The following is a 21116-nucleotide window of genomic DNA, read 5'->3' as shown; positions in this document are numbered from 1 at the left end:
TGGTCTAGCGGCGGCCGTCGCAATCCTGCAGGGCGTGGTGGATGGCGTCCATGGCGGCATCGGTATCGCGCATGACCACCGACGCGGGAATTCTCAGCGTCCGAATCCCCTGCTCCAGCACCCATGCGTCCCGCCGCGCATCGCGCTCCGCGCGTCCGTCGTCGCTGTGGCTGGCGCCGTCGATCTCCACGGCCAGCCGCGCCTGATGGCAGTAGAAATCCAGCACGTATTTCCCCAGCGGATGCTGCCGTCGGAACTTCAGGCCTTCGAACCGCCGCCCGCGTAGCCGAACCCAGAGCAGCGCCTCCGGCCCGGCCATAGCCCCTCGCAGCACCTGCGCCCGAACCGTCGCCTCGGCCAACGGCCCGGGCCGTCCCGCCACCACCGCCAGCACCGCCTCGCCGTACCGCTCAAGCTTGCCCTCGCCCACGCCGCTCACCGCAGCCAGCGCCGGCAGCGTGTCCGGCCGTCGCACAGCAATCTCCGCCAAGGTCGCGTCGTGGAAGATCACGTAGGGCGGCACATGCTGGTTCTGCGCCTCTTCCTTGCGCCAGGCGCGCAGGGCTTCGAACAGGGGCTGGTCGCCAGCCGTCAGCGTCGCCAGCACATCCTTGCGTCCCTTGCTCGCCCGCGTCTTCCCGGCCGCAGCCGCCCGCGTCGAGTCCTTGCGGATCAGCACCGTGCGCTCCGACTTCCACACCGCCCGCACGCCGTCGATTTCGCCGAGCCCGATCAGCGGCCGGCCATCATTGGGGTCTTCCTTCAACAGCCCCTCGAACAGCAGCTGGTCGATCAGGTCGCGCCAGGCGTGCTGGGTGAGCTCCGTGCCGATCCCCCAGGTGGAGAGGCCCGCCTCGAAATCCGAGACATCCTTGGTCTTGCCCAGCAGGTGGTCGACCAGCCGCCCGCGCCCGAACCGGCCGCCCAGCCGATGCGTCGCCGCCAGGGCCTTGGAGGCCGACTGGGTGACGTCGATGCTCTCCGGCGGCGCCAGGCACAGGTCGCACTGCCCACAGCGCTCGACCTTCTCCTCACCGAAGTAGCGGCGTACCGCGGCCGCCCGGCAGGCGGTGCCTTCCAGCATGCCGTAGAGCTGGCGGATCTTGCGGCCCTGGACCTGTTTGACCTCGGCGGCCATGTCGCGGCTTTCCAGCCGGCGGAAGGCCCAGGCCATGTCGGCGGCGGAGTAGAGGGTAATGCCGTCGGCCGGCTGGCCGTCGCGGCCGGCCCGGCCGATTTCCTGCCAGTAGGCCTCGATGGAGGCCGGCGGATCGGCGTGGATGACATAGCGGACGTCCGGCTTGTCGACGCCCATGCCGAAGGCGATGGTCGCCACCATCACCGCCGCGTCGGCCTCGAGGAACTGTTCGAGGCGGCGGTTGCGCAGATCCTTCTCAAGGCCCGCGTGATAGGCCAGGGCCGGGGCTCCGGCCTCGCGCAGCTTTCCGGCCAGTTCGTCGGCCCCGTCCCGGGAGCCGACATAGACCACACCCGACTTGCCCGGCCGTTGGGCGACCAGGTCCAGAACCCGCTTGTGGCCGGAACCCACCTTACGCTCGGCGTTCAGGGCCAATTCCGGCCGCGCGAAGCTGTCAACGAACTCGGCGGCGTCCTGCAGCGCCAGCTGGTTGCGGATATCCTCGCGGGTGCGGGCGTCGGCGGTGGCGGTGACGGCGATGCGCGGCACGCCGGGGAAGCGTTCGGCGAGGCGGCCGAGCAGCCGGTAATCCGGGCGGAAGTCATGGCCCCACTGGCTGACGCAGTGGGCCTCGTCGATGGCGATCAGTGACAGGGGCAGGCGCGAAAGCCGCTCCAGCATGCCATTCGCCGACAGGCCTTCGGGCGAGATGTAGAGCAGGTCCAGTTCGCCCCGGTCGATGCTCTCCCAGATCTCCTGGCGCTCGAACGTCGGGATGTTGGAATCAAGGCGGGCGGCGGCGACGCCGGACTGGCGCAGGCTGGCGACCTGGTCGCTCATCAGGGCGATGAGCGGTGAGATGACCAGGCCCAGCCCCGGGCGGATCATGGCCGGGATCTGGTAGCAGACGCTCTTGCCGCCGCCCGTCGGCAGCACGGCGACGACGTTGCGGCCGGCCAGCACCTCCTCGATGACGCCGGCCTGCAGGCCACGGAATTCGGCATGGCCGAAGACCCGGCGCAGGGTCTCGCGGGCGGTGTCGAGGGTGGGAGAATCGGTCACCAGCGCCTTATGCCATGCGCTGGCGGCGGCGGGAGCGGAAAGGACGAGGCTGGACGGCATGACGCGGCGCCGGGGTTGGGTGGCGAACAATGTTCTATATTTGTTCCCTGCGCAAGAGGTCCGGCGAGGCGTATGCTACCGCCATGGCCGCCGCCCTCTACATGGACGCCGTGATCGCCCCCAACCGCTCGATGGGCGGTCTGGGATTCAAGGTGGTGCTCGGCGCCCTGGCCGGGATGGCCGCCGTGGTCAGCGTCTTCTTCCTGGCCATCGGGGCCTGGCCGGCGCCGCTGTTCCTGGGGCTGGACGTGGTGCTGGTGTACTTCGCGCTGAAGGCCAGCTTCCGGGCGTTGAACCGCCGCGAACGCCTCCGGGTCAGCGCCGACACGGTCGAGGTCATTGAGGAAACTGAAGGCCGCTGCCGCACCGTCTGGACCTCGCCCACCGCCTTCACCAACGTCGATCTGGAAGCGCTGGGTGAACATGAGATGCGGGTTCGCCTGCGTCTGTCCGGCAAGCGGCACAGCGTCGGCAAGGCGCTCAGCCCACCCGAACGCGAAGCGCTGGGGCAGGCGCTGCGCGAGGCGATCCGCAGAGCCAGGGCCGAGAGATTCTAAAATCCTCCTCCGACGCGTAGCGGCGGGGGAGGGGGACCGCGCGCGGATACGCGCGTGGTGGAGGGGGCAGCACCGGCGGATCGGGTTGATCATGAACGCAGCTGTCGCAGCCGCGCCAGAACGCGCTTCAATCGGAATGGCCGGCGCTGCCCCCTCCACCACCGGCCCTGAGTCGGGCCAGCGGTGTCGGGCCAGCGGTCCCCCTCCCCCGTCAGGCCTTCGGCCTGCCGGAGGAGGAATTTGGATTACAAGATAAACCGGCTGAGGTCCGTATCCGCCGCCAAGGCGCCGACGCGGTCCTTCACATAGGCGCCGTCGACGGTGACCGTCGTGTCGGAACTATCGCCGGCCGTGAAGCTGATCTCCTCGACCACCTTTTCCATCACGGTCTGCAGGCGGCGGGCGCCGATGTTCTCGACGCTGCCGTTCACCGCCACGGCGGCGTCCGCGATGGCGTCGATGGCGTCCTCGGTGAAGGTCAGGGTGACGCCTTCGGTGGCGATCAGGGCCTGTTGCTGGACGACCAGGTTGGCCTCCGGCTCGGTCAGGATGCGGCGCATGTCGTCACGGCTCAGCGCCTTCAGTTCGACGCGGATCGGCAGCCGGCCCTGAAGTTCGGGCAGCAGGTCCGAGGGCTTGGCGACATGGAAGGCGCCCGAGGCGATGAACAGGATGTGGTCGGTCTTCACCGGACCGTACTTGGTCGAGACCGTCGTCCCCTCGATCAGGGGCAACAGGTCGCGCTGCACCCCTTCACGGGAGACATCGGCGCCGGCCCGGTCCTGACGGCTGGCCACCTTGTCGATCTCGTCGAGGAAGACGATGCCGCTGTTCTCGGCCAGTTCGAGGGCCTCCTGGGTCAAGGCTTCCTGATCGACCAGCTTGTCGCTTTCCTCGGCCAGCAGCGGGGCGTAGGCGCCGGCCACCGTGGTCTTGTGGGTGCGGGTGCGGCCGCCCATGGCCTTGCCGAACATCTCGCCGAGATTGAGCATGCCGACCGAGCCGCCCGGCATGCCGGGGATGTCCATGCCCTGGAAGGGACTGGCGGTGTCGGCCAGCTGCAGCTCGACTTCCTTGTCGTTCAGCTCGCCGTTGCGCAGCTTGACCCGGAAGCTTTCGCGGGCGGCCGTGCTGCCGGGCCCGGTCAGGGCGTCGAGGATGCGTTCCTCGGCGGCGGCTTCCGCCTTCGCCTTGACGGAAGCGCGGCGCTTGTCGCGGACCATGGCGATGGCGCTCTCGACCAGATCGCGGACGATCTGGTCGACGTCGCGGCCGACATAGCCGACCTCGGTGAACTTGGTCGCCTCGACCTTGAGGAAGGGGGCCTGGGCGAGTTTGGCAAGGCGCCGGGCGATCTCGGTCTTGCCGACGCCCGTGGGGCCGATCATCAGGATGTTCTTGGGCGTGATCTCGTCGCGCAGGGCGTCGGGCGCGCGGCGGCGCCGCCAGCGGTTGCGCAGGGCGATGGCGACGGCGCGCTTGGCCTCGGCGTGGCCGACGACGAAGCGGTCCAGTTCGGAAACGATCTCGCGGGGGGAGAATTCAGTCACTTAAGGGTGGGCTCCATGAACCAGTCGACGTCCGCACATAGTCACTGCGGCGTCCGACTTCACCCCTTCTTGTCCCTGGGTGTTTTGGGCGGGACGGCGACGATCTGGTCGAAGACCAGCTTCCAGGTCTCGCCGCGATACTGCCAGACCCGCACATAGTGGCCGTGCGAGGCCTGGCCGGCGATGGACCAGTCGGCCTCGCCATAGGTCCAGGCCAGGTCGCCGCCGGCCGAGGCCCCGCCGCCGACCGGGACGAAGGTCACCTTCTTGCCGCGGCCGTCGAGTTCCGGCCGGAAGCTGCTGCAGCCCTGGGCCGGCGGCGCGGGCGAGCCCTGCACCCGGGCCTCGCAGACCAGGACGGCCATGTAGGCGGCGGTCAGGTCCTCGGCGGCGGCGGCGTTGAGGGCCGCGTCGGCCGCCTGGGCCGAGGCGAAGGCGGTGGCCTCGTCGCCGGCCGAGGATTTGGAGACCATCAGGAAGCCCGGCGTGCTGTCCGGCCCCGGCGCGTCTTTCGAGCTGCTGCGCGGGCCGCCGTCGTAGACCCACTTCCACGAGCCGTCGGCCTGCTTCTTCCAGACCGTGAAATAGTGACCGCCCCGATTGCCGTCGACGGCATAGGGCCCTGTGGTGAACCCCAGGTCACCGCTGGCCGCGATCCCCGCCCAGACCGGCCACCACTCCAGCTTCGGCCCGCCGTCGGGCTGGGCCGAGACGGCCTCGCGGGCATTCCTCGGCTCCGGCTGGAAGACGATGGCGTCGTCGGCCATGTTCTTCAGGAAGCTCTGCTTGATCCCCATCGCCAGCCCGTCGGCCGCGAACGCCCGCTCGGCGGCGACCACCGGGGCGGGGGTCAGGGGGGCGGGCGTCACCAACTTCTTCTTCGGAGCCGCGGCGGCCGGCAGGGCCAGGCTCAGGGCCAGAACGGCGGCCAGCAGGGGTCGGATCATCGGGTGCTTCCGGATATTGCTACAGCCGTCAGCCTAGCCGACGGATTCCGTCTTTTGATAGGCGAGGCTGTATCCGACGGGAACTCCCGGCGTGGCCTACACCGCGCGTGAAGGGATCCGGGCCGCGTATCGCGTGCTTCCGGTGTCATCCTTGAACCGCAGATCCAGTCCCGCGGCTGTCGCCGAGAACACGGCGAACCCGGGACAGGCGGCGGCGAACAGAGCGCCCTCCCGGCGGGCTGTCCTTCGCGCCTCAGAGCCCGCGCCGCTGCAGACATAGTCGACCGCGCCAACCCGGATGTGCTGCAGGTCGTGGTCATGTCCAGAGATGTAGGCCGTCACGCCGCGCCGCTCGAGAATGGGATTCAGGGCTTCGATCAGCACCGGGTTGTCACCGTGGGTCGGGCTGCCCGAGTAGATGGTGTGGTGGCCGATCACGATCTTCAGCGGCGCCCTGGAGCGCGCCAGTTCGCGGTCGAGCCAGGCCAGCTGCGCCTTGGCGTCCTGGCCCGCCTCCGGCCTCGGGGACGCCGCGGAGGTTTCCCCGCCCTGTTTCAGGGCGAGGGGCGAGGTGTCGAGCATGAAGAGGTCCATCCACGGCGCCTGCAGGCTCGCGCCCTCGACGGCGTAGTATCGGCCGGGCATGCGCCAGCGGGTGCTCACCGCCGCATAGTCGATCTCGGCCTGCGGGGCGCCGCGATAGTCGTGGTTGCCCAGGACGGCGTACCAGGGCGTCTGCAGGGATGGCGCGGTGTAGACATCCTCGAACGCAAGCCGCCAATGGGCGTCGCTGACAGACTGGACGCCGCGCGGATAGAAGTTGTCACCGAGCGCCACCACGAAGCGGCTGTCGACCTCTCGGGCGGCGCGTCCCATCTGGTCGGCGATGGCGCGCTGGGTCGGCGCGCCGTCGCGGCCCCAGTCCCCGAGCGCCAGGAAGGCGCAGGCCTCGTCGTGGCCGGCGGCGCGCGCGCCCGTCGCCACGAGGCTCGCCGCGATGGGGAGCCCGCCGAGAACCGCGCGGCGAGTGATCATGAGCGAGTTTCCTGCTTTGGGTGGGCGCTTTTCGAACCCGGAACAGTGGCGTTCGCTCCGCGCCTCCCGTCATTGATCCGCATCAATGCCGCGCCTGGGTCGCCATCTGTCTGAAACGTCTTCCGCGCGGGACTCTACAATCCCGCCGCCAGCGCGATCCGCATGAGTTCGGCCATGTTCCGCGCGCCGGTCTTGGCCATCATGTTGGCGCGGTAGATTTCGACCGTGCGGGCGCTGATCTCGAGATCGAAGGCGATCACCTTGTTGGCCTTGCCGGCCACGACCCCGGCCAGCACGTCCCGTTCACGCGGCGAGAGACCGGCCAGCCTGTCCAGAGCCTGCTGGCGCGCGCTGTCCACGCCCGGGGACGGGCGACTGATCGCCGATCGCAGGGCGGCGATCAGGACCTCGTCCGAGAAGGGTTTCTCGATGAAGTCGGCGATGCCGGCCTTCATCGCCTCCACCGCCAGGGGAATGTCCCCGTGGCCGGTCATGACGATGATCGGCAGGGCGAAGGCCTGGCCCGTGAGCTGGCGGGCCAGATCGAGGCCCGACAGTCCGGGCATCCGCACGTCGGTCAGCACGCAGCCGTTCGTGTCCGCCGGCGGGGCAGCCAGGAAGGCGTCGGCAGAGTCGTAGAGCACCGGCTCGAAGCCGTTTACCTCCAGCATGAAGGCCAGGGAATCGCGCATGGCCTCGTCATCATCGACGACATGGATGCGGGGTTTAGAGCTCATGGGTGGTCTCGGGGTCGGCGAGGGGAAGGGTGAAGGCGAAGGTGGCGCCGCCCTCGGGGTTGTTCTGGCCCCAGATGCGGCCGCCCTGGGCCTCGACGATGGTCCGGCAGATCGACAGGCCGACGCCCATGCCGGCGGACTTGGTCGAAACGAAGGGCTGGAAGAGCCGGTCCTGGATCACCGGACTGATACCGGGGCCGCTGTCGGTGACGGAGATGACGACCATGCGCTCCTCGCCGGCCGCGACCGAGATGGTCAGATCCCGCCGCTCGCCGCCCTCCATGGCGTCGAGGGCGTTGCGGATCAGGTTCACGGCGACCTGCTGCACCTGGACCTTGTCGACGATGACCAGGCCGAGGTCGCGGGCGAACCTCAGCGACACGCGGAAGCCCTTCTGGCGGGCGCCGACCAGGGCCAGGGCGCTGGCCTCCTCCATCAGCCTGGCGGGGTCTTCCAGGCTGTGCTCGGTCTCGCCCTTGGCGACGAACTCGCGCAGCCGCTTGATGATGTCGCCGGCCCGCAGCGCCTGGTCGGCGGCGCGATCAAGGACGTCGCCGAGCCGGCGAAGATCGGGGTCCTTGGCGGCCAGCAGGGTCACCGAGCCCTTCAGGTAGTTGGTGATCGCCGACAGGGGCTGGTTGAGTTCGTGCGCCAGGGACGAGGCCATCTCGCCCATCGCCGTCAGGCGCGAGACATGCACCAGCTCCGACTGCAGTTCCTGCAGCCGCCGTTCCTGATCGCGGTGCTGGGTGAGATCGTGCACGAAGCCGGTGAAGAAGCGGTCGTGGCCGACCACGGCCTCGCCCACCGACAGCTCCATGGGGAAGGTCGAGCCGTCCTTGCGCTCGCCGACGACGATGCGGCCGATGCCGATGATCCGCCGCTCGCCGGTGGTGAGGTAGCGCAGCAGATAGCCGTCATGCTCGGTGCGGTAGGGCTCGGGCATCAGGATGTTGACGTTGCGGCCGATCGCCTCCTGCGGCGTCCAGCCGAACAGGTCCACGGCCGCGGCGCTGAACGAGCGCATCACGCCGTGCTCGTCGATGACGATCATCGCCTGCGGCACGGTCGCCAGGATCGATTCCAGGTGCGCCTGCTGAGAAGTCGAGTCTCGCGACCGAACCCTCAGGCGCTGGCCGCCATAGGCGATCAGGGGACCCAGAATCAGGAAGGCCGCCGCCTCGACAAGATTTTCCGTGCTCGAGATCAGGCCGCCGCGCAGGAAAAGCGCGCTGATGCCCAGGCCGAAGCCTGTCGCCAGCAACCCTGGCGCCCAGCCGCCGAAGCCGGCGGCGACCAGGACGGTCGGGACATAGATGATGAACAGCGCCCCATCGCCGACCCAGGGCGCCAGCAGGGCGCGGCAGCCGAAGGTCAGCGCCGCCCCGAGGACGGCGGCCGCATAGCCGAAGCGGACGTCCGCGTCCGCCGCGCTCCAGTCTGGCCAGGCCTTGGCTGAGATCACGACGCCCCGCTTCATCAATCGACCGCCGACAGGCTAGCACCATTCGGCGGTGTTCGATGGGCGTTGAATCAGGCCTCCACAAGGCAGGCCAGGCCCACCCGATTGCGGACCTCGAACTTGCGGCAGCCGAGGAAGCGGACCAGGCCATCGGCCTGCAGCTGGGTAACCATGCGCGAGACGGTTTCGATGGTCAGGCCCAGGTAGTCGGCCATGTCCTGGCGGCCCATCGGCAGCTCGGCGACCTCGCCGCGGAAACGGTTGGCCATGTCGAGCAGGAAGCTGGCCACCTTCTCGCAGGCCGACTTGCGGCCGAGCAGCATGACATGCTCCTGGGTGCGCTGCAGCTCGCGGGCGGTTTCCGACCAGATCATCCGCTCGATCTTCACGCCCTCTTCGCCGTAGAGCTTCAGGGCGGATTTTCGAACGACCAGAACCTCGCAGGCGCCCAGAGCCTCGGCCGAGAAGCGATGCACCGCCCCGGCCTCCAGGCCGATGAGATCACCCGCGTAGTAGAAGTCGCCGATCTGGCGCCGGCCGTCGCTGAGCAGGCGCGTCGTCCGCACCGCGCCGCGCACGACGCGGTAGATCATGTCCGCTTCCTCGTCCTGGGCGTAGATCTCCTCGCCGGCCGCGAAGGGCATCCGCACGCCGATGCCGGCGAAGTCCTCGGTCGGACCTGTTGGAGCGGGGGCGGCGGACGTGATGGCGAACATCGGATCTCTCCCTTGCGATGGTCAATCGCTAAGGCCGATGGCCGTCCGCCGAAATTCGTGGCCTGCGCTTAAGGAAGGCCGCTTAAGGGAGACTACCTATCCCCTGCTTGAGCGGCAAAGCAGGCGCGCAGGCTTTGCTCGACCGCGTCCAGCTTGGCTTGGGCGGCCTCCTTGGTCAGGCTCGAGAGCACCTCGCCCAGGTGGGTGTGCCCGGCCAGCTTCAGGCCGGTGACGGCCGTCAGATGCAGGTCGAACCCCGCCATCAGCGTCTGCAGGGCGCCGGTGTCCTCGACCCACTCGCCCGGCGCCCCGGAGGTGGAGAAGCTCCACAGAGTCCGGCCCTCCAGCAGAGGGGCGGTGCCGTGGAAGGAGGGGCGATAGCCGAAGTTCATGCTGAATACCCGGTCGACATAGCCTTTCAGGATGGCCGGCGGGGCGTTGAACCAGAAGGGGTAGACGAAGATGTAGCTATCGACCTTGGCCAGGCGCTTTCGCTCGGCCACGACGTCCTCGGCGGCCGCGTAGCCGGTGGACACGGGAATCTCCCCGGCCCGCAGGCAGGGATCGAACTTCATCCGGTAGAGGTCGCGCACGACGACCCCATGCCCCAGGTCGCGCAGGGCGCCGACACAGGTCCGGGCGATGGAGGCGCAGAAGCTCGACCGCTTGGGGTGGGCGAGGATGACGGCGTGTCTCATGGGCTTACGACCCTGTTGGTGGGCGCGGCATCCCTACAGCAGCTGTCGCAGGCGGGGTTTGATCTCGATCACAGCGCCGCTCGCCGCCTTGCCCAAGATCGGGATCAAGGAGTGAACCGATGATCCCAGATGGCCGAACCCTCATTCTTGTCGCCGACGGCGCCCGTGCCCGGCTGTTCGAGGAGGCGCGCCGCGGCGGGCTGCTGACAGAGCATGCCGACTGGCTGGCCGGACTGTCCGTTCCGCCGATGGCCTCGCCGGGCCCGCGCAGCGGCGTCCACGACCGCATGGGCCAGGGCTCCCACGCCTCGGCGCGCGCGGGCGGGCGGGACAAGGCCGAGGCCGGTTTCCTGACCCAACTGGCGCGCCGCCTGGAGACGGTCTTCAACCAGCGACGGTTCGATGGTCTGATTCTCATCGCCGCGCCGCGCTCGCTCGGCAACCTGCGGCGCCGCCTCCCTGCCGGTCTGGCGGCCAGACTGGAGGTGTCCGAACCGCACGACCGGGTGGCCGCCAGCCCGGCGGAGATCCAGCTGGCCGTGCGCGCCCTGCGCCGCGTCAATGCCTGAGCCCGCTCCGAAGGGATTGAAGGTCGCCCCGGCCGGCGTCCTGAAAGCCAGGCCGCTTGGTCTCGACAGTTTTCGCGAGAACGTCGTCGTGCTGTCCCGCGACAGCCAGGTGCTGCGCCCCGAGCGGCTGCGCGGGGCCCGCAAGGTCGAGCTCAGGTTCGGGGGCCGCACTCTGCTCGCCTCGACCATGATCGGGGAGGCGGGGCTGGTCGCGGCCGACGAGGTCGGTTTGCCCGAGCCGCTGTTCCGCCGGCTTGGCGCGGCGGCGGGGGACTCTGTCCAGGTGGCGCCGGCCCGGCCGCCGGAGAGCCTGAAGGTCGTGCGCGCCAAGCTGGCCGGCGGCAGCCTCGACGGGCCAGGCTGCGCCGCCGTGGCCCGGGACCTCGCCGCCCACCGCTGGAGCGACATGGAGGTCGCCGCCTTCCTGGTCGCCTGCGCCAGTTCGATGTCGCGCGAGGAGACCCTGCATCTGACGCGCGGGATGATCGACGCCGGGGCGCGCCTGTCCTGGGGCGACCGGCTGGTCGTCGACAAGCATTGCATCGGGGGGATTCCTGGCAACCGCACCTCGTTGATCGTCGTGCCCATCGTCGCCGCCCATGGCCTGACCATCCCCAAGACCTCGTCGCGGGCGATCACCTCGCCGGCCGGCACGGCGGACACCATGGAGGTCCTGGCCCGGGTCGACCTGACGGAGGCGGAGCTGCGCCGCGTCGTCGAGCGCACCGGCGGCTGTATCGCCTGGGGCGGGCGGGTGAACCTGTCGCCGGCCGATGACGTACTGATCTCCGTCGAGCGGCCGCTGTCCATCGACACACCCGAACAGATGGTCGCCTCCATCCTGTCCAAGAAGGTCGCGGCCGGGGTCGGGCGGCTGCTCATCGACCTGCCCGTCGGTCCCAGCGCCAAGGTGCGCGACAGCCACGGCGCCCTGAGGCTGCGCAAGCTGTTCGAGTACGTCGCCGGCCAGCTGGGCCTGGCGGTCGAGGTGATCTTCACCGACGGGGCCGAGCCGATCGGCCGGGGCGTCGGTCCGGTGCTGGAGGCGCGGGACGTCATGGCCGTGCTCGATGGCCGTCCGGAGGCCCCGGCGGACCTGCGTGAGAAGGCCATCCGGCTTGCCGGCCGGGTGCTGGAGGCCGACCCCGACCTGCCTGGCGGGGCCGGGGAGGCCCGGGCCCGCGAGCTGCTCGACAGCGGGGCGGCGCGCGACCGGATGGCGGCGATCATCGAGGCCCAGGGCGCGTCGCCGCTGTCGGCGAGGCTGTCGGACCAGGTCTGGGAGGTCCGCGCCGGCAAGGGCGGTATGGTCGAGGTCATAGACTGCCTGCGCATCGCCAACGTCGCCCGGCTGGCGGGAGCCCCGAACGACGCCGGCGCCGGAGTCGACCTTCTGAAACGATGCGGCGACCGGGTGCGGGCCGGGGAACCGCTCTACCGCATCCACGGCTCGGATCCGTCGGACTTCAGCTTCGCCTGCGAGGCGGCGATGGCCGACAGCGGCTTCGGGTTGGCGTCGTGAGTCCGGTCGTCGTCCATGGCTTCGTCGAGGATATGGAGCGGACCCGGCGTCTGGCCGAGGCCCTCGGCGTCCCGTGCGGGCTGATCGACCTGCACCAGTTTCCCGATGGCGAATGTCTGCCGACCCTGCCGCCTTTCGAGGCGATGACGGCAATCCTCTACCGCCCGCTGCACCACCCCGACCAGCGCCTGATCGCCACCCTCCTGGCCGCCGACGCCTACCGGCGCGCGGGCGTCGAGCGGCTGGTCCTCGTCGCCCCCTATCTCTGCTACCTGCGCCAGGACGCCGTCTTCCAGCCGGGCCAGCCGCTCAGCCGGGATGTCGTCTGCGGCCTGCTTGGCCGGGCGTTCGACGCCGTGATCACCGTGCAGGCCCACCTGCACAGAACGCCGGACCTGTCGGCGGCGCTGGGCAGGCCGGCGGTGAATCTCGATATCGCCGCGGCCCTGGCCGAAGCCCTGGACGCGGGACCGGACGACGTCATCGTCGGGCCCGACGCGGAGTCGGCGCCCTGGGTCGCCGGCGCGGCGCGCGCGGTCGGAGCCCGGGCCCTGACCTTCGGCAAGGTCCGTCACGGCGACCGAGCCGTCGAGCTGACCCTGCCAAGGGACGCCGAGCTTGGCGGTCGACGGATCATCCTGCTTGACGACGTCTGCAGTTCGGGCGGGACCCTTGAGGCGGCCGTCGGTCAGCTGGCCAACGCGGGCGCCGGCGCCATCGACATCGGCCTGGCCCACGCCCTGTTCGATCAGGCGGCCGAGGCGCGGCTGCGGGCGGCGGGCGCCGGCCGCATCCTGTCGTCCGACTCCATCCCCCATTCCACCAACGGGCTCGACCTGGCGCCACGCCTGGCGCGGGCGCTGCAAGAGGAGGGTTACGCATGACCCCGACCATCAGCTTCCATGGCGCCGCCGGTTGCGTCACCGGCTTCTGCGCCGAACTGCGGACGACCAATGCCCGCTTGCTCGTCGACTGCGGTATGTTCCAGGGCTCCAAGACCCTCAAGCGGCTGAACTACGACGACTTCCCGTTCGAGGCCTCGGCGATCGACGCGGTGCTGTTGACCCACGCCCACATCGACCATTCCGGCCTGCTGCCCAAGCTGATGCGGGCCGGCTATACGGGGCCGATCTACGCCACCGCCGCCACCCGGGACCTGTGCGAGGTGATGCTGGCGGACGCCGGCGGCATCCAGGAGGGCGAGGTCCGCGACCTCAACCGCCGCAACCAGCGCCGGGGCCGCCCACAGGTCGAGCCGATCTATACGGCGCGCGACGCCAAGCGGCTGATGCCGCAGTTCCGGACCGTGAAATTCGGCGAGTCCGTCGTCATAGCCGGCGACGTGCGGGCCAGCTGGTGGCCAGCCGGCCATATTCTCGGGGCCGGGTCGGTCGCCGTCGACATCGACGCCGACGACGGTCCCCTGAAACTGCTGTTCTCCGGCGATCTTGGCCCGGCCGGCAGCGAGTTCGTCGCCGAGCCCGAGGCGCCGTCGGGATTCGACCACCTGATCATCGAGTCGACCTATGGCGATCGCGACCGCATCGCCACCGACCCCGCGGCCCGGCGACGGGCGCTGGCGGCGGAACTGCGCGACGCCCAGGCGGCCGGCGGGCCCCTGTTGATCCCGGCCTTCGCGGTGGAGCGCAGCCAGGAGCTGCTTCTGGACATCCTGGCGGTGATGGACAGCGGCGAGGCGCCGGCCGCCGACGTCTTCCTCGACTCGCCGCTGGCGATCCGGGCGACCGATGTCTTCCTGGATCGCGGCTGGAACCGCACCACAAGGCAGAATCCGTTCGAGCCCCTGCGCCACTCCCCGCACCTCCGCTTTCTCAGCAAGCCGGCCGAGAGCGACACCCTCGAACGGCTGAAGGGCTGGCACATCATCATGGCCGGCAGCGGCATGTGCGACGCCGGCCGCATCCGCAAGCACCTCAAGCGCCTGCTTTGGCAGCGGGAATGCACCGTGCTGCTCAGCGGCTACCAGGCGGTCGGCACCCTCGGCCGGCTGCTGTCCGAAGGCGCCGAGCGGGTCAGCATCCAGGGCGACGAGGTAAGGGTGCGGGCGCGGGTGCGGATGTTCGATTCCTACTCGGGACATGCCGACGCCGCGGGCCTCGTCGCCTGGGCGAAGGCGCGGGCGCCGATCAGCGCCACGACCTTCATCGTGCACGGTGAACCCGAAGGCGCGGCCGGCCTGCGCGACCGCCTCGTCGCCGCCGGCTTCTCGGAGGAGCGGCTGGTCATCCCCGCCATAGACGACAGGTTCCGTCTGACGCGGGCCGCCGCCGAAAGGGAAGAGGCAGGGTCGCGGCGACTGCCTTCCGACGCGGCCGCCCGCCTCGACTGGCACAACGACCGGGCAGCCTTTCTCCTCGGCCTCAACGCGGCTCTGGAGCAGGCTCCCGACGACAAGGCGCGAGAAGCGTTGCTGGCGCGCATGGCTGGCGCCCTGGGCGCGGCCGTTGACGCAGATCAAGGCGCGGCCGGATCGATCCAGCCAGGTTGAGGCCGCATCAAGCGCAAGGAGATCCGGAGATGGGCAAGTCGCTCGCCAAGGAAGTCGCCAAGGACATCGACGATGTCTTCGACGACGTCGTCCACAATCTGAAGAAGATGGTCAAACACCTCAGCGAGGACACCGGCGACGCCCTGTCCAAGACGGCGACTTCGCTGGCCCACTCGGCCGTCGAGCTGCTGGAAGAGACCAAGGCGCAGTCCAAGGTGCTGGCCGAGAAGACCGGCAAGGAGGTCCGCGAGCATCCGGCCGCCGCCGCCGGCATCGCCACCGCCGTCGCCGCGGCCGCCCTGATCGGCCTGGCCGTCGCCCAGCGCCGCAAGGCCTGAGGAAAGGTTCGCCGGCCTCCCCACTCCCCCAAGACTGGCCGGCGAAGCGCCCCCGAGGAGTCCGCTCCTCGGGGGCGTTTTCTATTCAGGGGGTGATGGCGACCTTGAGCACGCCGTCGCGCTGATGGCCGAACAGATCGTAGGCGGCCTCGATGTCGTCCAGGCGGAAACGATGGGTGACCATGGCCCCCAGATCCACCCTGCCGGATTCGACGATGCTCATCAGCCGGCGCATGCGCTCCTTGCCGCCCGGGCAGAGGGTGGTGACGATGGTGTGGTCCCCCAGTCCGGCCAGGAAAGGCCCCAGCGGCAGGGTCAGGTCCGATGAATAGACCCCGAGGCTGGAGAGCGTGCCGCCCGGCCGCAACACCCGCAACGCCGCCTCGAAGGTCGCCTGCGTTCCCAGGGCCTCGATGGCCACATCCACGCTGCGGCCTCCGGTGATCGCCATGATCGCCTCGACCGGATCGCCCGCGCTGGCGTCGACCACATGGTCGGCGCCCATGGCCCGCGCCACCGCCAGCCGCTGGGGCAGGCGGTCCACCCCGATGATGGTCGAGGCGCCCAGCAGCCGGGCTCCCGCCGTGGCGCAGAGGCCTATCGGCCCCTGGGCGAACACCGCGACCGTGTCGCCAATGCGGATCCCGCCCCGCTCGGCGCCGCTGAAGCCGGTCGACATGATATCGGGGCACATGAGGACCTGCTCGTCCGTCAGGCCGTCGGGGATCGGCGCCAGGTTGGTCATGGCGTCGGGGATCAGCACATATTCGGCCTGGCAGCCGTCGATGGTGTTGCCCAGCCGCCAGCCGCCCATGGGGGCCCAGCCGTGCGGCGACCCGGGACCGTCCTGGCTGTGGCGGCCGCAGAGGCAGGCGTTGGAATGGCCGCTGGGCGTGATCGCTCCGGCGATCACCCGCTGGCCCTCGCGATAGCCGCGCACGGCCGAGCCGAGCTTCTCGATCACCCCGACCGGTTCGTGGCCGACCGTCAGGCCCCGCGCCACCGGATACTCCCCCTTGAGGATGTGCACGTCGGTGCCGCAGATGGTGGTGGTGGTCACCCGGATCAGGGCGTCCAGCGGCCCGACGTCGGGGATCGGCTTGTCCTCCAGCACGATCCTGCCCGGTTCGGCGAAGACGGCGGCCTTCATCATGGCCATGGCGGCGCTCCTCTCTGGCCCCACGGAATGCGGGTGGCGCAGGCTACAGGCGCCGGCCGCCGCGGGCGTTGACCAGGATCAAGGCGGACGTCGCCGGCGATGCCATGGACCTGGGTTCGGAGGAGCCGCCGCATGCCCGGCACATCGACCCGGACCGGATTGACCGGCGCGGAGGCCCGCCGCCGCGACAGGACTGGGCGCCGGCGGCTGGTTCGGGACCGTTCGATGGTTGGGCAGGCGCCGGGCCTCCGTAGCCACCCTTAGGGACGGCTCCTGAATGGCGGCGACCCCCGGCCGACGGCAGCATGGCGACAGTTCAGGAAAGGACCATCGGCATGACGTCGAAGCCTTCAAGACCCGCTCCGCCCTTCCACTGACGGCGCGTTGACGTCGATCAAGGCGCGCGGCGCCGGCTCGGCATCCTGTCGAGGCAATCGGATCGCAAGGGAGGCGAGCCATGCACAAGGTCAAACTCATACCCATCGCCGCGAACCTTGGGTTCGTGCTGGCCCTGGCCGCGCTGTCGGCCTGCGCCGCCGGACGCTACGAGCCGCCGGCCATCGAGCCCCGCATCGGGCCCGACGTGCGCATCGAGGGCGGCCTGGCCCTGGCGCAGCGGAGTTGCGCCAGCTGCCATGCGGTCAAGGCCGGCGCCGACAGCCCGCGCCCGATGGCCCCGACATTTCCCGTGCTCGCCGGCCGTCTCACCGGCCCGAAGCTCGAAGAGAGCCTGACGATGGTTTCCGACCTCGGCCACGGCGAGATGCCGCCCGCCCGTCTGGACCAGGCCGAGCTGCGCGATCTCGCCGTCTACATCGACAGCCTCGACTGACCGGAGAAGACCCATGGCCGTCATCGCCTTCATCCAGCGCATCGCCGTCTCGCCGCGCGATCGGGCCCATCCGGCCGGACGCGCCGCCCTGTGGACCATCGTCGTCCTGGCCATGACCCTGCTGGCGGCGCCCTTCATCGGCGACAGGGGGCAGGTGCTGCTGGCGGTGGGGCTGATCGGGGCCGCGATCGCCGGCTTCTGCTTCGCACTCGAAGCGGCGGTGCTGTGGAGCGCCCTGGCCTGGAGCCTGGCGACCGCTGCCGCCGGAGCGCGGGTCATGTTCCTCGGCCTACACGACGAGCCCGACCTGCTCCAGGTTCTGCTGTTCACCTCCACGGTCCAGGCGGCGGCGCTGCTGGTGCTGACCGCACCGGTCTGGCTGGCCTCCTGGCGAGCCCGCCTGCCGGGGATCTTCTCCCTGGCCGGGTCGGTGCTGGTCATCGTCTTCATCCTGACGCCGTTGACGGTCGAGGACACTGGCCAGTCGACCCTGGTCGCCATGATGGATCTGCTGGCCCTGCCCATGGCGGTGCTGGCCCGCCGCCTGGCCTTCGCCGAGCGGTCGCTGGCCGCCGGCTAGCCCTGTCATGCGCACCGTCCCGGCCCTCACCCTGGCGGCCCTGCTCGCCGGCTGCGCCACCCATGCGCCGGTAGGCGGCGGCGTCTCGACCTCGGCCCGGCAGCCGCTGCGGGACCTCAATTTACTGCGCGAGACCCCGGCCGAGGTCCTCGCCCTGGCGCGGCAGTCGCCCTATCGGCCGCCGGCCGATCCGCCCTGCCCGTCGATCGCCGCTGAACTGGCCCTGCTTGACGCGGCGCTCGGCCCCGACATCGACGGCCCGCGCGAAGCGGAGAAGGGCGATCTGGCCGCCAAGCTGGCCTCGGACGCGGTCAGCGACCTGATCGGCCTGCCCTATCGCGGGATCATCCGCCGCGTGACCGGCGCCGAACGCCGCGAGCGCGAGGCCCGGGCCCAGAAACTGGCGGGCAGCATCCGCCGGGGCTTCCTCAAGGGCTGGGCGCGCAGCCTCGCCTGCCCTGCGGCTGGCGGCGCGGATTGACCCGGATCAAGGCGCTCATCCGCCACGCAGGCACAGTCGCCCACAAATGGAGGACCATCCGATGACCTACCGCGACATCCTGGTTCAGGTGAACGACAAGCCCGCCTCCCGGCCGCGCGCCGTGGCCGCCGCCGACCTCGCCCGCCGCTGGGGCGGAACGGTGACCGGCGTCTTCCTGCGCTCGGAATTCCTCAATGACGTCATGGCGACCGAGGTGCTGGCCTATATGTCGCCGCCGGACATCGACGCTCTGCTCAAGTCCCACGCAAAGTCGGTCGATGAGGCCGCCGACGCGGCCCGGCAGATTTTCGAGGCGGCCGCCGCCGAAGCCGGCGTGCGGTCCAGCTGGATGACCATCGGCGGCGACAGCGACAGCGCGCTCGTGGCCTGCGTCCGCCGCTTCGATCTGGTCGTCCTGCCGCCGCGGGTCGAGGTCACCATGGCGCGCTGGCGTTACGGCGCCGGCGCCCTGGCCATGGCCGCCGGCGGCCCGGTCCTGGTCATCGGCGATGAAGGCTGCGCGCCCGATTTCGGCCGCCACGTCCTGGTGGCCTGGAACGGCTCGCGCGAGTCGGCCCGGGCGTTGCGCGACGCTTCGCCCTTCCTGGCCGAGGCCGCGCGGGTCGATGTCGTCGTTGTCTCGCCGAAGGGCGAGGGCGGTCCGGACGGGCTGTTGCAGCGGCATCTCGAGCGCTTCGGCGGCAGGGCCAACATCATCCTCGATCGCAGTCAGGACGAGGTGGCCAGCGAGGTGCTGCGCCGTCAGGCCAGGGATCTGGGCGCTGACCTGATGGTCATGGGCCTGTTCGGCCGGCCGCGTCTGGCCGAGTTGGTGCTGGGCGGCGTCAGCAGCGAGATGCTGGAAGCCCCGCCGCTGCCGCTGCTGCTGTCGCATTAGGACCGGAGACGACCGATGACCTACAAGGACGTTCTGCTTCACCTCGACAGCTATCCCGACATGACGCCGATGGAGGTGGTCGACGAGGCTGTCCAGGTCTGCGCCGCCCTGGGCGGGGCGGTGACGGCGACCACGTTTCAGACCCGGTTGCCGGTGAAGAGCAATCTCATCGCCGACCGGCTGATCGGCTTGTCACAGCTGGCCGAGACGGAGGAGGCGCGCAGTCTCGACAACGCCTGCCGCCTGTTGGCCCGCTTCGCCGAACAGGCCGACAAGCTGGGTCTGGAACGCGACACCCGTCCGCTGGAGGAGGTCTACTATCTTCAGCCCGAGCGGCTGGCCAGGGTGGCGCGAACCCACGACATCTGCGTCATCCCCTACGTTGGAGAGATCGCCTCCCAGACCGCCCTGGCCGAGGCCGTGGTGTTCAGTTCGGGCCGCCCCGTCCTGCTGTTCCGGGGCGGGTCGTCGCCGCCCCGGACCTTCAAGCGCATCCTCGTCGCCTGGGACGGCGGCCGGGCGGCCTCGCGGGCGGTGACCGACGCCCTGCCGCTGCTGCAGAAGGCGCAGGAGGTCCGCATCCTGACGATCCTCGGCGACAAGCCCGAGGCGATCGGCGGCCAGGCCACCGAACTGATGCGCCACCTGGCCGCCCACGGCGTTCGGGCCGATGCCGAGGAGTACACCTCGGCCGGCGAGAGCACTGGCGCCCTCCTCGAGCGGGTGGCCGACGAACGCGGCTTCGACCTCCTGGTGATGGGAGCCTATGGCCACTCGCGCCTGCGGGAGTTTTTCCTCGGCGGCGCCACCCAGCACATCCTCACCGCCCCCGTCATCCCCGTGTTGCTTTCCCACTAGGGCAGCGACCGGCCATCGGAGTCGAGCCATGGAAACCCGCCGCATCCTGATCATCAACGGCCACCCGGACGCCGCGCCGACACGGCTCTGCGCGGCCATGGCCGAGGCCTATGCCCGGGGCGCCCTGTCCTGCGGCCATGAGGTGCGGCGGGTCAGCCTCGGCGCCCTGGATGTGCCGCTGCTGGCGTCGCAGGCCGAGTTCGACACCGCTCCCCCGGCCCATATCGCCGCCGTCCAGGCAGACCTCAGTTGGGCCAACCATCTGGTGCTGGTCTTCCCGCTGTGGCTGGGCGGGGCGCCGGCCAAGCTCAAGGCGCTGCTCGAACAGCTGATGCGCCACGGCTTCGGCTTCCAGACGGACACCAGGGGGATGACGGCGCGGCTGCGCGGCCGTTCGGCGCGCCTGATCGTCACCATGGGCATGCCGTCGGCTGTCTACCGGCTCTATTTCGGGGCCCAAGGGGTGATGAGCGTCGAGCGCGGCATCCTGCGCCTGGCCGGCATGAACCCGGTGAAGGACACCTTCTTCGGCGGCGTCGGCATGGCCGGCCCGGCCCGGCGTCGCGCCTGGCTGGATCGGATCGAGAAGCTGGGCGCGAGGGCCGCCTGAGTTTGACGGCGATCAAGGCGCCGGCCGGTGAGGCGAGGTGCAATGAGCAACGCAATGAGAAGGGAGAGAGACGTGCAAGGGTTCGTCGACGACATCGAGGATCTCGCGGACGCCAACGAGGCCTTCCGCCGGGTGCTCTACACGGGTCGTTATCTTCAGTTGGTGCTGATGCGCCTGCTGCCGGGCGAGGAGATCGGGCTGGAGGTCCATCTCGAACACGACCAGTTCTTCCAGGTGGTCGACGGCAAGGGCGCCGTGATCATCGACGGCATCCGCACGCCGATCGGGGATGACCATGTGGTGCTGGTGCCGGCCGGCGCCCGGCACAACATCGTCAATACGGGCGACGAGCCCCTGAAGTTCTACACCCTCTACGGCCCGCCCGAGCACCGTGACGGCCTGGTGCATGACAGCTTCGCCGACGCGGCCCGCGCGCCCGAACCTTTCGACGGCCGCACCAGCGAATAGGGCGGCCTCCGCTCCAGCTTGATCAGTGAACCGAAGCGGCGGCGCGATCAGCGCCGCCGCCGCCGCTGGACCAGCGCCGCGGCGCCGGTCAGGGCGGCCAGCGTGGCGGCCAGGGCCAGATAGCACAGAGCACAGTGCTCCAACGTCAGCAGACGAGGCGCGGTCGAGCAGAGCTCCGGCGCGCTTTCCGCCATCACATAGACCCGGAACCACAGGACGCCGGCCGCGACCGCCGACAGCCCGCTCACCAGTTCGAGCCGGTCGTCGGTCAAATTCACGGGCGCAATCGAAACGCGTGGCATGGGTGATTTCTCCTTGGCGGAAACCTGC

General features: G+C 70.2%; 23 protein-coding genes and 1 pseudogene. 13 read left to right on the top strand and 11 right to left on the bottom strand.

What is annotated here, in order from left to right; all coding sequences use genetic code 11:
* Positions 1-4: 4 nt before the first annotated feature.
* On the bottom strand, positions 5-382 hold the full coding sequence (locus AC2YG9_RS07745) for an endonuclease domain-containing protein (RefSeq protein ID WP_487297544.1): 378 nt from the start codon (positions 380-382) through the stop codon (positions 5-7).
* Positions 380-2203, bottom strand: a pseudogene (gene recQ / locus AC2YG9_RS07740) (DNA helicase RecQ); the annotation flags it as partial. The pseudogene recQ and the gene AC2YG9_RS07745, both read right to left, overlap by 3 nt.
* 140 nt (positions 2204-2343) lie before the next feature.
* On the opposite strand from recQ, the gene AC2YG9_RS07735 reads away from it, so the two are divergent.
* A complete protein-coding gene (locus tag AC2YG9_RS07735; protein WP_487297375.1) occupies positions 2344-2817 on the top strand; it encodes a DUF2244 domain-containing protein in 474 nt (157 codons plus the stop codon).
* Between the two features lie 245 nt (positions 2818-3062).
* On the opposite strand, the gene hslU is transcribed toward AC2YG9_RS07735, so the two are convergent.
* The 7 genes from hslU to AC2YG9_RS07700 form a co-directional block, all read right to left on the bottom strand.
* The gene (gene hslU / locus AC2YG9_RS07730; RefSeq protein ID WP_487297374.1) at positions 3063-4367 is read right to left on the bottom strand and encodes an ATP-dependent protease ATPase subunit HslU; all 1305 of its coding nucleotides are present in this window, start codon (positions 4365-4367) and stop codon (positions 3063-3065) included.
* Between the two features lie 59 nt (positions 4368-4426).
* A complete protein-coding gene (locus AC2YG9_RS07725; RefSeq protein ID WP_487297373.1) occupies positions 4427-5314 on the bottom strand; it encodes a Cif family virulence factor in 888 nt (295 codons plus the stop codon).
* A 96-nt stretch (positions 5315-5410) separates the two neighbouring features.
* Complete coding sequence (locus AC2YG9_RS07720; protein WP_487297372.1) at positions 5411-6349, bottom strand: purple acid phosphatase family protein; 939 nt, start codon at positions 6347-6349, stop codon at positions 5411-5413.
* A gap of 134 nt (positions 6350-6483) precedes the next feature.
* On the bottom strand, positions 6484-7086 hold the full coding sequence (gene fixJ, locus AC2YG9_RS07715; RefSeq protein WP_487297371.1) for a response regulator FixJ: 603 nt from the start codon (positions 7084-7086) through the stop codon (positions 6484-6486).
* A complete protein-coding gene (locus AC2YG9_RS07710; RefSeq protein WP_487297370.1) occupies positions 7076-8566 on the bottom strand; it encodes a PAS domain S-box protein in 1491 nt (496 codons plus the stop codon). The genes fixJ and AC2YG9_RS07710 overlap by 11 nt, the downstream gene beginning before the upstream one ends.
* A gap of 53 nt (positions 8567-8619) precedes the next feature.
* Positions 8620-9264 carry a helix-turn-helix domain-containing protein gene (locus AC2YG9_RS07705; protein WP_487297369.1) on the bottom strand — a complete coding sequence of 215 codons (645 nt, stop codon included), beginning with the start codon at positions 9262-9264 and terminating at the stop codon, positions 8620-8622.
* A gap of 92 nt (positions 9265-9356) precedes the next feature.
* Positions 9357-9962 (bottom strand): NAD(P)H-dependent oxidoreductase, encoded by a 606-nt coding sequence (locus AC2YG9_RS07700; RefSeq protein WP_487297368.1) that lies wholly within the window; start codon positions 9960-9962, stop codon positions 9357-9359.
* Between the two features lie 119 nt (positions 9963-10081).
* Between AC2YG9_RS07700 and AC2YG9_RS07695 the strand changes: the two genes are divergently transcribed.
* From AC2YG9_RS07695 to AC2YG9_RS07675, 5 genes are read left to right on the top strand one after another with little or no spacing between them, the layout of a single operon-like run.
* On the top strand, positions 10082-10531 hold the full coding sequence (locus AC2YG9_RS07695; protein ID WP_487297367.1) for a baeRF12 domain-containing protein: 450 nt from the start codon (positions 10082-10084) through the stop codon (positions 10529-10531).
* The gene (locus AC2YG9_RS07690) at positions 10524-12053 is read left to right on the top strand and encodes a thymidine phosphorylase family protein (protein WP_487297366.1); all 1530 of its coding nucleotides are present in this window, start codon (positions 10524-10526) and stop codon (positions 12051-12053) included. The genes AC2YG9_RS07695 and AC2YG9_RS07690 overlap by 8 nt, the downstream gene beginning before the upstream one ends.
* Positions 12050-12937 carry a ribose-phosphate diphosphokinase gene (prs, locus tag AC2YG9_RS07685; protein WP_487297365.1) on the top strand — a complete coding sequence of 296 codons (888 nt, stop codon included), beginning with the start codon at positions 12050-12052 and terminating at the stop codon, positions 12935-12937. The genes AC2YG9_RS07690 and prs overlap by 4 nt, the downstream gene beginning before the upstream one ends.
* Complete coding sequence (locus tag AC2YG9_RS07680; protein ID WP_487297364.1) at positions 12934-14562, top strand: MBL fold metallo-hydrolase; 1629 nt, start codon at positions 12934-12936, stop codon at positions 14560-14562. Before prs ends, AC2YG9_RS07680 begins: the two co-directional genes overlap by 4 nt.
* A 29-nt stretch (positions 14563-14591) precedes the next feature.
* Positions 14592-14900: a hypothetical protein gene (locus tag AC2YG9_RS07675; RefSeq protein WP_487297363.1), complete on the top strand. Its 309-nt coding sequence runs from the start codon at positions 14592-14594 to the stop codon at positions 14898-14900.
* 85 nt (positions 14901-14985) lie between these two features.
* Here AC2YG9_RS07675 and AC2YG9_RS07670 read toward each other — a convergent pair whose 3' ends face one another.
* Entirely contained in the window at positions 14986-16059 is a 1074-nt protein-coding gene (locus AC2YG9_RS07670; RefSeq protein WP_487297362.1) for an NAD(P)-dependent alcohol dehydrogenase, read from the bottom strand.
* A gap of 457 nt (positions 16060-16516) precedes the next feature.
* Between AC2YG9_RS07670 and AC2YG9_RS07665 the strand changes: the two genes are divergently transcribed.
* From AC2YG9_RS07665 to AC2YG9_RS07635, 7 genes are all read left to right on the top strand, one after another.
* Positions 16517-16891: a c-type cytochrome gene (locus AC2YG9_RS07665; RefSeq protein WP_487297361.1), complete on the top strand. Its 375-nt coding sequence runs from the start codon at positions 16517-16519 to the stop codon at positions 16889-16891.
* Positions 16892-16904: 13 nt separating this feature from the next.
* Positions 16905-17471 (top strand): hypothetical protein, encoded by a 567-nt coding sequence (locus AC2YG9_RS07660; protein WP_487297360.1) that lies wholly within the window; start codon positions 16905-16907, stop codon positions 17469-17471.
* A 7-nt stretch (positions 17472-17478) separates the two neighbouring features.
* Positions 17479-17952: a hypothetical protein gene (locus tag AC2YG9_RS07655; RefSeq protein WP_487297359.1), complete on the top strand. Its 474-nt coding sequence runs from the start codon at positions 17479-17481 to the stop codon at positions 17950-17952.
* Positions 17953-18013: 61 nt separating this feature from the next.
* A complete protein-coding gene (locus AC2YG9_RS07650) occupies positions 18014-18850 on the top strand; it encodes a universal stress protein (RefSeq protein ID WP_487297358.1) in 837 nt (278 codons plus the stop codon).
* Positions 18851-18865: 15 nt separating this feature from the next.
* Positions 18866-19708, top strand: coding sequence for a universal stress protein (locus AC2YG9_RS07645; protein ID WP_487297357.1), 843 nt, complete (start codon positions 18866-18868; stop codon positions 19706-19708).
* 28 nt (positions 19709-19736) lie between these two features.
* Entirely contained in the window at positions 19737-20318 is a 582-nt protein-coding gene (locus tag AC2YG9_RS07640; RefSeq protein WP_487297356.1) for an NAD(P)H-dependent oxidoreductase, read from the top strand.
* Between the two features lie 72 nt (positions 20319-20390).
* Positions 20391-20786, top strand: coding sequence for a cupin domain-containing protein (locus AC2YG9_RS07635; RefSeq protein ID WP_487297355.1), 396 nt, complete (start codon positions 20391-20393; stop codon positions 20784-20786).
* A 47-nt stretch (positions 20787-20833) separates the two neighbouring features.
* Here the strand turns inward: AC2YG9_RS07635 and AC2YG9_RS07630 are convergent, their stop codons facing one another.
* Positions 20834-21088, bottom strand: coding sequence for a hypothetical protein (locus AC2YG9_RS07630; protein WP_487297354.1), 255 nt, complete (start codon positions 21086-21088; stop codon positions 20834-20836).
* Positions 21089-21116: the final 28 nt, after the last annotated feature.

The organism is Caulobacter sp. SRI_014, from assembly GCF_057586315.1.
This window is presented reverse-complemented; position numbering and strand designations above follow the sequence as displayed.